The 12732-nt window shown below is 55.5% G+C and carries 8 protein-coding genes and 1 pseudogene; 4 read left to right on the forward strand and 5 right to left on the reverse strand.

Annotation, left to right across the window (positions count from 1 at the left end; genetic code table 11):
• Nucleotides 1–92: 92 nt before the first annotated feature.
• The 4 genes and pseudogenes from V8L73_RS19940 to fdnG form a co-directional block, all read right to left on the reverse strand.
• Nucleotides 93–1523, reverse strand: a pseudogene (locus tag V8L73_RS19940) (autotransporter outer membrane beta-barrel domain-containing protein); the annotation flags it as partial.
• A gap of 2173 nt (nt 1524–3696) precedes the next feature.
• Nucleotides 3697–4341 (reverse strand): formate dehydrogenase-N subunit gamma, encoded by a 645-nt coding sequence (gene fdnI / locus V8L73_RS18605; protein WP_027275730.1) that lies wholly within the window; start codon nt 4339–4341, stop codon nt 3697–3699.
• On the reverse strand, nt 4325–5218 hold the full coding sequence (gene fdxH, locus V8L73_RS18610; RefSeq protein ID WP_027275729.1) for a formate dehydrogenase subunit beta: 894 nt from the start codon (nt 5216–5218) through the stop codon (nt 4325–4327). Before fdxH ends, fdnI begins: the two co-directional genes overlap by 17 nt.
• Before the next feature lie 12 nt (nt 5219–5230).
• Complete coding sequence (gene fdnG, locus V8L73_RS18615) at nt 5231–8284, reverse strand: formate dehydrogenase-N subunit alpha (protein WP_081873503.1); 3054 nt, start codon at nt 8282–8284, stop codon at nt 5231–5233.
• Between the two features lie 399 nt (nt 8285–8683).
• On the opposite strand from fdnG, the gene fdhD reads away from it, so the two are divergent.
• Nucleotides 8684–9472, forward strand: a complete 789-nt coding sequence (fdhD, locus tag V8L73_RS18620) for a formate dehydrogenase accessory sulfurtransferase FdhD (protein ID WP_245614600.1) — start codon at nt 8684–8686, stop codon at nt 9470–9472.
• A 56-nt stretch (nt 9473–9528) separates the two neighbouring features.
• Here the strand turns inward: fdhD and fdhE are convergent, their stop codons facing one another.
• Nucleotides 9529–10440 carry a formate dehydrogenase accessory protein FdhE gene (gene fdhE, locus V8L73_RS18625; protein WP_027275725.1) on the reverse strand — a complete coding sequence of 304 codons (912 nt, stop codon included), beginning with the start codon at nt 10438–10440 and terminating at the stop codon, nt 9529–9531.
• Between the two features lie 233 nt (nt 10441–10673).
• On the opposite strand from fdhE, the gene sodA reads away from it, so the two are divergent.
• The 3 genes from sodA (at nt 10674) to yiiM (ending at nt 12721) form a co-directional block, all read left to right on the forward strand.
• Nucleotides 10674–11300, forward strand: coding sequence for a superoxide dismutase [Mn] (gene sodA, locus V8L73_RS18630; protein WP_261832079.1), 627 nt, complete (start codon nt 10674–10676; stop codon nt 11298–11300).
• A gap of 289 nt (nt 11301–11589) precedes the next feature.
• Complete coding sequence (locus tag V8L73_RS18635) at nt 11590–11928, forward strand: zinc ribbon domain-containing protein YjdM (protein WP_347253711.1); 339 nt, start codon at nt 11590–11592, stop codon at nt 11926–11928.
• A gap of 109 nt (nt 11929–12037) precedes the next feature.
• The gene (gene yiiM / locus V8L73_RS18640; RefSeq protein ID WP_347253712.1) at nt 12038–12721 is read left to right on the forward strand and encodes a 6-hydroxyaminopurine reductase; all 684 of its coding nucleotides are present in this window, start codon (nt 12038–12040) and stop codon (nt 12719–12721) included.
• Nucleotides 12722–12732: the final 11 nt, after the last annotated feature.

Genomic DNA, 12732 nt, shown 5'->3' on the forward strand with positions numbered 1-12732 from the left:
GGTAAAAATCGACCTGTCAGAGATGGGCAGCTAGCGCCGCCGCCTGACGCATCCCCCGACAAAGGCTTACCTCTGCCGAGGGAATATACCGTTTACCAGCCGTAGCGCACGTTCAGGCCGAAGTTGGCATCGCCGTAGCCGTGGCTGCCCTTCTGGCCCGAGGCTTGAGCAGTGACGCTTAACCGACTGCCGATATTCGCCTGTATGCCCACTTTCAGCTCCGCCCGATCGGACGGCATTTCCTGCCTCGTTTGAGCATTATCGAAAGACACCGTTGTCCCGTCGCTGGCGTGCAGCCAGCTGGCTTCGACAAACGGCTGAATGACGTTGGCGTCCTTGCGCAGCCGACCGTCTACTCTCAGACCGAGGCGGGTGGTCCAACCGTCGCCGTTCTGGCCGTCGATACGCGAACCGTTACCGTCTTTCACGCCGTCAGCGCTGTAGTTCTGCCAAACGGCCTGCGCCTGCGGCGTCAGGCCTATTGAATTACCGCTATTGAGCGCAATATCGTAACGATAGCCGACCTCCAGCGAGGCGGCGTTGGCCGTTGAGTCATAGCGGGTGGAGCCTGCGTCGCCGTTATCCACCGAGTTATCGTACATGCCGTACTGATACCAGCTGTCGACGTACATGCCCCGATGGGCCTGCGCGTCGGCAAACCAGGTGGCGTAAACGCCAAGATTATAACCATCGACGTGACCGGAGGCGCTAAACCGGCTGCCGTCGGCGCCCCGGTTGCCCGTACTGTCGGTATCCGCGGTGATATAGCTGCCCATCAGGCCGACGTCCAGGCTCTGTTCGCCGTAGCGCCATGCCAAAACGTCGCCGCCGAGCTGGATCTGGGAATAGCGGCTGTCGATATCAACATAGCCGCTCGCCGCCGTAGAGTCGGCCGCACCAGACTTAAACCGCATCCACACGCTGCCGTCGTCAGAGCGAAGCTGGCTGCCTTCGCGATCGTAGAGGGACTGCATCTGCAGGCTGCGCGCCATCCACTGGTTGCCAAGGTAGGCGCCGGTATCCGCGCGATACTGGGGTGTGACCGGCTCCGGGCCAGACGCCTGCGAGCGCAAATACCAGTCGCCGCTGTTCGCGTCCTGATACAGACGGTACTCGTACAGCCCGGCCTGCACCTGATTACCCTGGGTAAACACGCCGCTCGATGCGCCGTTAACGTCAATCACTTCAATGCCGTTGACGGTTTGTGCCCCCAGCCCGCCGACGTTGTTGATATGCACGCTGGTCGTACCGGAAGTGTCGCCGTTGACCACCAGCCTGTCGCTCGGAGAATCATCGCCGCCGAGCGCTACGTTCATTAACAGCTGACCGTTACCATGGTAATCGCCGTTGACAGTCAGCGTGCGGAACGCGCCGCCAGCGGCGGGCGAGGAATATACAATCGCTCCCGCATTGTTAACGGCGCCGGTCAACACGACAGAAGAATCAACCTTCACCAGACCGGTGTTGTTCAGCGCGCCAAACGAGGAATCGCCGTTAACCAGCCACTGGCTGGCGTCGTCAATCTCTATCTGGCTAACGTTCTTCGCCGCTCCCTGCCACGCCGAACCGTTTTTCAGGCTCAGCGCCAGTGAGCCGCTGCCGTCGCTGCTGCTCTGTATCACGTCGCCGTTAATAGTCGATGCGTCGGCATTCACTACGACGCTGCCTGCTGGAGTATAAACGTCCGGAACGGGAGTTACGAAGCTGAAACCGATATCATACCCATCGGAGGCTAATATCGCCGCGTTGCCGTTTTGTGCGTTCAGCGTGGTGCCGTTGGTAAGGTTCAGCGTCAGGTCGCCGGTCGCCTTAACGACGGCCGCATCGCGTGCGGCGATCGCACTGCTGTCAAAGGTTAGTGCGTTGCCGGTACTCTGCGCTTCATAACTTGTATAGATAGCCGACGAATCTGCGCCCGCCGTAGAAATAGACGTGCCGGTCATCGTGACGCTGGCCCGATCGCGCAGCTTTAGGCCATACGCATTGCTGCCATCGGTCGTCGCGCTGCCGCCGGTAATCGTTAAACTGGCGCCGAGGCCTGAGGCGTTGTAAGCATAGGCCCGCTCACCCTGCATCGTAACGTCAGTATTGGTCAATATGACGTTGGGTAAACTGGTATTACCGTCCTGCGCGGCAGATACGACACCAAAGACGTTCGTGCCGCTGACGTTGACGCTTGAGTCTGACAGCTCAAGGAGTATCGGACTATCCGATAATGAACCCAGCGCAAAAACGCCCGCGGACAGTTCACCGTTTTGCAGATCGATGCTGCTGTTACGCAGCGTAATCGTACCGCTCTCAGTCCAAGCTCCCACACCCTGATAAGAATTACTGTGGGTAATATAAACACTATCGCCGTCAATCACCCCCGAACCATAAGTTGACAGAGCAAAAGCGTATCCACCATTACCGCCGCCATCAATGTGAGTATTAACGATACTTACTGTACCAACGCTTAACACGCCGCTATAGCTATCACCGGAATGGATAGTTGAATTGATAATTGTCGCTTCACTATCCGCACCAATGGCAACACCGTAATTTTGAGTGATTAAATTGACGCCTGACAGCGTCAACGAGGAATTTCCTTGTATATATCCCCCTCTCAGTGCCGTAATGGTCATGTCAGTAAAGGAGACCCTACCGTCCACCATATCAAGCAGCTCACCGTCTGTCGTAATGCTGCCGCCATTAACGACTACGCTACCGTTACCTACGATATTGAAGAGCCCATTAAGATTTCCCCCCTCACTGTGCACCGTCACGTTATTCAACGTAAGGCTGCCCTGCGTATCCACTTCAAACGTGTCGCCTGAGTGTCCAATAAGGGTACTATCGGAAATATTCAACGTGCCCTGGTCGTATACGCGGACGATATCGGCAACGAAGCTAGCTTGGGTTTCCGCAACAATTTGGCTGGCGTTAATCACGCTGTTTTCACCGTCGACCCAAAAAACGACGTCTGCGCCGCTGCTGGTTTCGTTCGTGATGGTTTGCGTCTGGCCGCTGCTTTCCTGCCAGGCAACAGTTATTGCAAAGCTGTCGGCCGCATACAGCGACCAGCTCAGAAAACAGAGCGGCTTTAATAAAAAACGGCCGGCGAGCGTCGCCGTGGAAGAAATGACCTTTATCATAAAGTGATGATTCCTTTTCAATTAAGCCAATGGCTAAATATCCCTTTGATTCTAATAAGGCATTACAATAGAGAAATATTATCTCATCCAATTATATTGATATGGAAACAAGACCGTAATTCAGATTATGTAATTATTTATTTTACAATAACAGAAATAAAATAATTATAGACAAGAAAAACTCAAATGACACATTACCGAGCTGGCTAAATGCCCTAAGCTGACGCGGTTCTCAACGCGCAATCTGTTCTGCCGTCAAAAAACACCGGGGGCCTACGACAGATAACTCTATACGTAAAATGATACATCTGGCAATAAAACCAACCTCGAAAGCATTGCGCTCGACAATTCGAAAATTACGGCTGACGGCGAGTTGCTTTATTTTCGTATTCAACAATCACTTGAGCGTTTTCCTTTAATATAAAGACCATCATATAAAATTATCTACAAACTCTAAAATAATGATTTATTTCAGATGGACGCGTTTTATCTTTCGATCGGCGATAAAAAAGCGGCGAGGATCTCCCCGCCGCCTTTTTCACGATGCCACGATAGGCAGCCGCTACTTGTTTTCTTTCTCTTCCTTCGCTACGACCTCACGGTACCAGCGCGGGTGGTGCTTTTGCGCCCACTTGCGGCTGACCTTGCCTTCGATCATGCCGGTAATGGAGCCCTTCACCCAGAACGCCATATACATGTGAACCAAAATCGCGTGGATAAGCACAATGGCCGCCACCGCGTGGATCATCAGGCACATGCGAATAGCCCACATCGGGAACAGGTGAGCAAAGTACGGACGCCAGATAACGACACCGGTCACCAGCAGCACCAGGATCAGGCTCATGATGCTCCAGAACATCGCCTTTTGACCGGGGTTGTATTTACCCACGTCCGCGACCTTATGCTCGTTGCCCTTCAGAACCTCAACGATGTGGATGAACCAGGAGATATCTTCTTTCTTCGGAATGTTGTGCTTCACGAAGCGGAAGAACATCAGGATCAGCACAAAGAAGATCAGTACGCCAAAGAACGGGTGCAGGATGCGCCCCATCTGCGGCGTACCGAACGTCTGGGTCAGCCAACTCAGCGTCGGGAAGAACATCGCGATACCGGACAGCGCCACCAGGAAAAAACAGATGACGACGGTCCAGTGGCACGCCCTGTCGATGAACGAGTTACGCTTAATCATCTTATTTGGCTTCATGATGTTCCTCCTCGTCCTCGTCTTCATCGACCTTGTTCGGTCCCATACCTACGTAGTGATAGATAAGGCCGGTGAAGGTGGCGATAAACGCGGCGGCAGACAGCGGCTTGAGAATGCCTTTCCAGAAGCCGACGACCGGGCTGATGACCGGATCCTTCGGCAAATTGTGGTACAGCTCAGGCCGGTCGGCATGGTGCAGCACGTACATCACGTGCGTACCGCCGACGCCCTGCGGATCGTAAAGACCCGCGTTCTCGTAGCCACGCCCCTTCAGCTCAGCGATCCGCTCTTGCGCCAGCTGCTTCATCGCTTCTTTGGTACCGAAGTGAATAGCGCCGGTCGGGCAGGTCTTCACGCAGGCCGGTTCCTGACCGACGGTAACGCGGTCAACGCACAGGGTACACTTGTAAACCCGGTTGTCCTCTTTGTTCAAACGCGGAACGTTGAACGGACAGCCGGCGATACAGTAACCGCAGCCGATACAGTGCTCGGACTGGAAGTCCACGATGCCGTTAGCGTACTGAATGATAGCGCCTGCGGATGGGCAGGCCTTCAGGCAGCCCGGATCGCTACAGTGCATACAGCCATCCTTGCGGATAAGCCACTCCAGCTTGCCGTTCTCTTCCACTTCGGAATAACGCATCACCGTCCACGACTTGGCGCTCAAATCGGCGGGGTTATCGTAAACCCCGACGTTATGGCCCACTTCATCGCGAATGTCGTTCCACTCGGAACAGGCTACCTGACAGGCCTTACAGCCAATACAGGTAGTGACGTCAATCAGTTTCGCCACTTCTTCCTGGTGATGACGCGCCTGAGGAGGCGGCGTCAGCGAGTTGGTGGCGGAACGCTTAATAATGTCTTGAGATTGCATTGACATATTTTCTCTCCGTTACACCTTTTCTACGTTAACCAGGAACGCCTTGTACTCCGGCGTCTGCGTGTTGGCGTCGCCGACAAACGGCGTCAGGGTATTGGCGAGGAAGCCCTTGCGAGCCGCGCCGACAAAGCCCCAGTGGATCGGAATGCCGACAGTTTCCACGTCTTGGCCGTGAACCTTCAGCGTGCGGATCCGCTTGGTCACTACCGCTTTGGCTTCGATGTAGCCGCGCTGGGAGCTGACCTTCACCGTATCGCCCTGAACGATGCCCTTCGCCTTCGCCAGACCTTCGCCGATTTCGACGAACTGCTCGGGCTGCGTAATCGCGTTAAGCAGCGAGTGCTTGGTCCAGAAGTGGAAATGTTCCGTCAGACGATAGGTGGTGCCCACGTACGGGAAGTCCTTCGAGCTGCCCATATTGTCCAAGTCAGCCTTGAACACGCGGGCTGCCGGGTTAGACACCACTTTTTCATGCAGCGGGTTAGTGCCCAGAGGCGTTTCAAACGGCTCGTAGTGTTCCGGGAACGGACCTTCAGCCATCTTATCCACGGCGAACAGGCGGCCTAAGCCCTCGTTCTGCATGATAAACGGCATCACGTCGCTGCCCGGAGGCGCTGCGCTGAAGTCCGGAACGTCGATACCGGTCCACTTGGCGCCATCCCACTCGATGAGCTTGCGCTTTGGATCCCACGGCTTACCCTGCATATCCGCAGAAGCGCGGTTGTACAGGATACGGCGGTTAAGCGGCCACGCCCAGGACCAGGCCAGCGTGTTGCCGAGACCCGACGGGTCGGAGTTATCGCGACGCGCCATCTGGTTGCCGGCTTCGGTCCAGCTACCGGTGTAGATCCAGCAGGCGCTGGACGTCGTACCGTCATCGCGCAGCTGAGCAAAGCTGTCGAGCAGTTGGCCTTTCTTCAAGATGACCTTGCCGGTAGCGTCGGTAATATCCACCAGCGCATAGCCGTTGGACTCCTTCGCCATCTCTTCGGACTGCGGATGCATCGGCATCTTGTAGTCCCAGGTCATGTTCATTAGCGGCTCTTTACCCACGGCGTTATCGCCGTCTTTAGCGTAAAGCTCGCGCAGTTTGAACAGCAGCCCGGCCAGGATTTGACCGTCGGTAATCGCTTCGCCCGGCGCTTCGCCGCCCTTCCAGTGCCACTGCAGCCAGCGGCCGGAGTTGACGATAGAACCGTCTTCTTCGGCAAAGCAGGTGCAAGGCAGGCGGAACACTTCCGTTTGGATCTTGGACGGATCGACGTCGTTCTGCTTACCGTGGTTCTGCCAGAACTCGGCGGTTTCGGTACTCAGCGGATCGATAGTCACCAGATACTTAAGCTTGGACAGAGAACGAACGACCTTATTCTTGTCCGGGAAAGACGCCACTGGGTTAAAGCCCTGACAGATGTAGCCGTTAACTTTGCCTTCATCCATCATGGTGAAGTACTTCAGAACGTCGTAACCGGCGTCCCACTTCGGCAGCCAGTCAAAGCCCCAGTCGTTTTCCTTCTGAGCCTTGTCGCCGTAGAAGCTCTTCATCAGGCTGACGAAGAATTTCGGATAGTTGCCCCAGTAGTTAACCTGGTTGGCTAGCCCTTTCTTCGGCGTGTTGGCGTCCAGATAGGTTTGCAGCGTCGCCTGCTTGTCTGACGGCAGCGTCAGGTAGCCCGGCAGCGACTGCGACAGCAGGCCAAGGTCGGTTAAGCCCTGAATGTTGGAGTGGCCGCGCAGCGCATTAACGCCGCCGCCCGCCATGCCCATGTTGCCCAGCAGAAGCTGGATCATGGCCATCGTACGGATGTTCTGAGCGCCCACGGAGTGCTGCGTCCATCCCAATGCGTACAGGAACGACGTGGTTTTATCTACCGCGCTGGTTTCGGCAATCAGCTCACAGACTTTAATGAAGTCTTCCTGCGGCGTACCGCAAACGTTGCTGACGACTTCCGGCGTGTAGCGATCGACGTGCTGCTTAAGCAGGTTCCATACGCACCTAGGGTCCGTCATGGTCATGTCGCGTTTGGCGTAGCCTTCCTCGTCAACCTGATAGTTCCAGGTCGTCTTGTCGTACTGGCGCTTTTCTGCGTCATAACCGCTGAACAGGCCGTCTTCAAAGGTGAAGTCGTCCCTTACCAGCAGCGTTGCGTTGGTATAGTGTTTGACGTATTCCGCGTTAACCTTGTTATTCGCCATCAGGTAGCGAATCACGCCCGACAGAAACGCAATGTCGGTCCCGGAGCGCAGCGGCGTATAGAAATCAGCCACGGACGCCGTACGAGTAAAGCGCGGATCGATAACGATAAGTTTGGCGTTGTTATGGATTTTCGCTTCCATCGCCCAGCGGAAACCGACCGGGTGAGCTTCAGCGGCGTTGCCGCCCATAACGACGACCAGGTTGGCGTTTTTAATATCCACCCAGTGGTTGGTCATCGCACCGCGACCAAATGTTGGAGCAAGACTTGCTACCGTTGGTCCGTGTCAGACGCGCGCCTGGTTGTCTACTGCGAGCATGCCGAGCGCCCGCGAAAATTTTTGTGTGAGTAAACCGTTTTCGTTACTGGCCGCAGAGGCGGCAAGCAGGCCGGTGGTCAACCAGCGGTTAACGGTAACGCCGTCAGCGTTCTTCTCCTGGAAGTTAGCGTCGCGGTCAGCCTTCATCAGCTTGGCAATGCGCTCGTAAGCTTCATTCCAGCTGATGCGCTGCCACTTGTCGGAACCCGGCGCACGATACTCCGGATACTTCAAACGGCTGTCGCTGTTGATATAGTCAATAAGCCCTGCGCCTTTCGGGCAAAGCGCACCGCGGCTGACCGGATGGTCCGGGTCGCCTTCGATATGAAATATGCTGGCTCTGGCGTTTTTGGCGCCGTCCCCCATGCTGTACATTAACAGCCCACACCCCACCGAACAGTAGGTACAGGTATTGCGGGTTTCTTTCGCGCGCAAAAGCTTATAGCTGCGCGTCTCCGCCAGCGCCGCGCCCGGGGTGAACCCCAGAACCGCCGCCGTTGTACCTGCCATACCGCCAGCGCAGATTCGGAAAAACTGCCTTCTGCTGACCTGCATGGTTTTCTCCTTCTTATTAAACTGCTACATTGCTCTGTATACTGCGTATAACATTCCGTTATAAGTCTAGTCTATCCGTTATAAAGGCCGTTTGTTACCACTCATAATTGGTAGAAAATCTCGCCAGATTGGACGAATTTAGTATCGCCCCGCCATTTAAACCTCAACGAACCAAACGATTAAACGATCAAGTCGAAGACAACTTTATTATACGAATATAAAATGGTCTCAAAATTGATCCACGTCCTAAATGTTACGAAAATTAACTTAATGTTGGACATTTTTGCACCATTTGTACATTCAATGTTAACTTTAAAATAATTTCCATCAAGCCCCTAACATCCGAAGGCCTATAGCGTGAACAGTGAAAAAATCCATAAAAGTGATGATAAAACGCCCATCGTTGGCGTAGAGTCTCTAACGGTTCGCCGGCACAACGCATTGACAAGCCCAGAGCAGGACTGGGTTGCGCAGGAAGTCCCCGTGGCGCTGGTCTATAACGGGATTTCCCATGTCGTCATGATGGCGACGCCGAAAGAATTGGATGAATTTGCGATCGGCTTCTCATTAGCCGAAGGGATTATCGAATCCCCAAGCGAGATTTATGGCATCGATGTTAATGTCGGCTGTCGCGGCATTGAGGTAGACGTCGAACTCTCAACGCGCAGATTCTCCGGCCTGAAAGAGCGCCGCAGGGCGATGGCGGGCCGCACCGGCTGCGGCGTATGCGGCGTGGAGCAGCTGGGCGAGGTTCTTCGCCCGATACCGACGCTGCCGTTTACCCAAACCTTCGATCTGGCGCTGCTGGACGGCGCGCTCCCCGGCCTGAACGACGTACAGCTGGTCGGCAGGCTGACCGGCTGTACCCATGCGGCAGGCTGGATTTCACCGGAAGGGAAAATGCTCGGCGGGCGCGAGGACGTTGGGCGACACGTGGCGCTGGATAAGCTTTTAGGCGTGCGGGCCAAGGCCGGCTGGAAGGACGGCGCGGTGTTGGTTTCAAGCCGCGCAAGCTATGAAATGGTTCAGAAAGCGGCGATGTGCGGCGTGGAAATCCTGTTCGCCGTTTCCGCGGCCACTACGCTTGCGGTGGAAGTCGCCGAGAAATGCAACCTGACGCTGGTCGGCTTCAGCAAGCCGGGCCGGGCGACGGTCTACAGCCATCCGCAGAGGATTGTTGGGGTGTAAAGATAAAGAAAAGGCGCGGATTACACCGCGCCCTTTTCTAATTTATGGCTTCCGCCTTATTCCCCTGACGGAAACATAAACGGGTTGATGCTGCTGCGGGCGAAGCCCTCTTCTTCAACTTTCGCATCCAGTACCAGCGACGCCAAGTCGTCGGCCACCGGCTCAACGTACTGATCCTGCTCCTGATACAGAATTTTCAGATAGCTGCCGCAGTCGCCGCAGCTTTCCGCTTTCACCGCCGCCTTTTCCGAGTCCAGCGACCAGTAGTCGAGCTTACCGCCCTGTTCGCAGTTGGTGCACTTCACCCGAACCATGTGCCATTCGCTTTCGCACAGGCTGCAGTGCAAATAGCGCAGGCCCGTTTCAGCGCCGATATGCACCAGGCTAGCTACCGGCGCGCTGCCGCAGACCGGGCAGAAGTGGCGGCCTTCGCCGTACTCGGTGCGCGCCTTGCCGGGAATTTGGCTGGCCATCTGCGCCCAATACAAAGAAAGCGCGGCCCACAGGAACGTCGCCTTATCGCTGCCGACCTTGCCGTATTCGCCGGCCAGAAGCGCGGTCGCCAGCGCTTCCCGCTCCTGAGAACTCATTTTTTGCAGCGATTCCAACACCGGCAAGACGTGTTCCGGCGCATCGGGCTGCAGCTCGGCGATAATGGACAACAGCAGCGTCTGCCAGTGTTCGCTTCTCGGATAAGTATCGGTCGCCAGCGGCGGCCTGTCGGAAGCGTTTTTCAGCACGTCGGTCAGGTCCAGCGTCAACGGATGGTCGTGACGAGCCTTATCCTGGGCGTCTACTACGCTTGCGGCAAATTCCAGATAGCTCCCCAATGGGCTGTCTTTAGCCAGTTGGCGCATGCGCTCAGCGCGGCGGGAATAGAGGCTCTTCAGGTTGGCAAACAGGAGCGGCGGGATCGCCGTAGGGTTTTTGCCCACCTCTTCCGGTGAAACAATGCGGATACTGCTCATGCTTTTGCTTCCTTAATCATTATTACTCGGTCAATGCAACAGAGCTTTGACATTTATTTAACTAAAGACTTTACCCGTAATCGAGGCGGAAGTCTCCCCCACCGATAGGAATTAACCATACAAACGATAATGATAATCAATTGATTAACAGTGCTATACTTGAAGGCGTTAAAGAAACCCGGCCGCTCGTCTTTGGTCTATGGCGGCATAACGTCCATTTTAAGGAGCACGCAATGAGCTACACTTTACCCTCGCTTCCCTATGCTTACGACGCCTTAGAACCCCACTTCGATAAGCAGACGATGGAAATCCACCACAGCAAGCACCATCAGGCCTACGTCAACAACGCCAACGCCGCGTTAGAGAGCCTGCCCGACGAGCTTAAGAACCTTTCCGCCGAAGAGCTGATTGCCCAGTTGGACAAGGTCCCGGCGGAAAAGCGTACCGCGCTTCGAAACAACGCGGGCGGCCACGCCAACCACAGCCTGTTTTGGAAAGGGCTGAAGAAGGGAACCCAGTTAACTTCTGAGCTCAAAGCAGCCATCGAGCGCGACTTCGGCAGCGTCGACGCGTTTAAAGAGAAGTTCGAACAGGCGGCCGCCACGCGCTTCGGTTCCGGCTGGGCCTGGCTGGTTTATAAAGACGGCAAGCTCGCCGTCGTCTCTACCGCCAACCAGGACAGCCCACTGATGGGCGAAAGCGTTTCCGGCGCCTCCGGCTATCCCATCGTCGGCCTGGACGTCTGGGAGCACGCCTACTACCTGAAGTACCAGAACCGCCGCCCGGACTACATCAAGGCCTTCTGGGACGTCGTCAACTGGGACGAAGCGGCAAAACGCTTCGCCGACGTGAAGAAATAACCTTTGTCGTAACGTCTCCACGATGCGGCGGCGAACCTTTCGCCGCCGCTCTGGCAAAAACTTGGCTTTATGCCCTTCTCTCTTTGATTTCCCTATTCTTTGCGCCAAAAATAACGCTTTTCTCCTCGCATTTTACCGTTTTTCTCAAGGAAAAGTGGATACGCTCTTTTTAGTAGATGAGCAAGAAGGCCTGGTTTTCCTGCTACTCTGCCTCAAACGGGTGATAAAATCGCCGGTTTATGCTAGGATGCCGCCTTACTTTTTGATTAGCTATTTTTAGGGAAAAATCATGAACTCTATTCCAGCCTGTCCGCTGTGCGCTTCAGAAAACACCTATCCGGACGGCGCGATGCTTATCTGCCCCGACTGCGCCCACGAGTGGAACCCCAACGAGCAGCAAGCGGCAGACAGCGATGAGCGCATCGTAAAAGACAGCAACGGCAACGTGCTGGCCGACGGCGACTGCGTGACCCTGATTAAGGATCTGAAGCTGAAAGGCTCTTCCACCGTGCTGAAAGTCGGTAGCAAGAGTAAGCCTATCCGTCTGGTCGACGGCGACCACGAGATCGACTGCAAAATCGACAACACCAGCGTGATGCTGAAAGCCTGCTTTGTGAAGAAGGTTTAAGGCCTGATATATCGCCGCCTCTCATGAGGCGGCCCTATCTTTAAGGCTAGACCGTCTCACTCTGCGCCGCTATGCTAAACTTTTCCTAGCTTAGCCAAGGCGGCCCACCATGAACTCCCCCAACGTCTTTATCGGAAAAATCCGCTCTTACGATGACCACGCCCCCAGCGCCATCGCCAAGCTGGCCGTTGACGGCGAACTGACGCTGACATCGCTCGGCTTCATGGGCGACGAACAGGCGGAAAAACGCCATCACGGCGGCGCCGATCGCGCGCTGTGCCACTATCCACGCGAGCACTATGCCTATTGGAAATCGCGCTTTCCACAGCAGGCGGAACAGTTCGCCGCGCCGCTGTTTGGTGAAAACGTTTCAACGCTGGGGCTGACGGAAGACAACGTCCATATCGGCGATATCTTTCGCTGGGGTAAGGCGCTGATTCAGGTGACTCAACCGCGCTCTCCCTGCTATAAGCTCAACTACCACTGTGCTATCGATAGCTTCGCCCGCGTGATGCAGGACAGCGGCCGCTGCGGTTGGCTCTACCGCGTGCTGGCGGAAGGCAAAGTGACCGCCGACGAGCCGCTGGAACTGGTCAGCCGCAATAGCGATATTTCCGTCGCCGAGGCCATCTCGATTGCCTTCCACGCGCCCTTTGACGAAGAGCGCTATAAGGCGTTGCTGAGCGCGCCAGGGCTGTCGGCCAGCTGGAGCAAGAATATGCAAATGCGGCTCCTGACCGGAAAAATCGAAGAGATGGAAAATCGCCTGGCAGGCCCAAAGCCGGCTAAATAGCCGCTTACACC

The sequence above is a fragment of the Leminorella grimontii genome, assembly GCF_039789245.1.
Classification (GTDB): Bacteria; Pseudomonadota; Gammaproteobacteria; order Enterobacterales; family Enterobacteriaceae; genus Leminorella; species Leminorella grimontii.

Excerpts from the sequence above, each read along its gene's own strand:
- fdxH (WP_027275729.1), bottom strand. The coding sequence starts at position 5,218 with ATGTCAATGCAATCTCAAGACATTATTAAGCGTTCCGCCACCAACTCG.
- yiiM (WP_347253712.1), top strand. The coding sequence starts at position 12,038 with ATGAACTCCCCCAACGTCTTTATCGGAAAAATCCGCTCTTACGATGAC.
- V8L73_RS18635 (WP_347253711.1), top strand. The coding sequence starts at position 11,590 with ATGAACTCTATTCCAGCCTGTCCGCTGTGCGCTTCAGAAAACACCTAT.
- sodA (WP_261832079.1), top strand. The coding sequence starts at position 10,674 with ATGAGCTACACTTTACCCTCGCTTCCCTATGCTTACGACGCCTTAGAA.
- fdhE (WP_027275725.1), bottom strand. The coding sequence starts at position 10,440 with ATGAGCAGTATCCGCATTGTTTCACCGGAAGAGGTGGGCAAAAACCCT.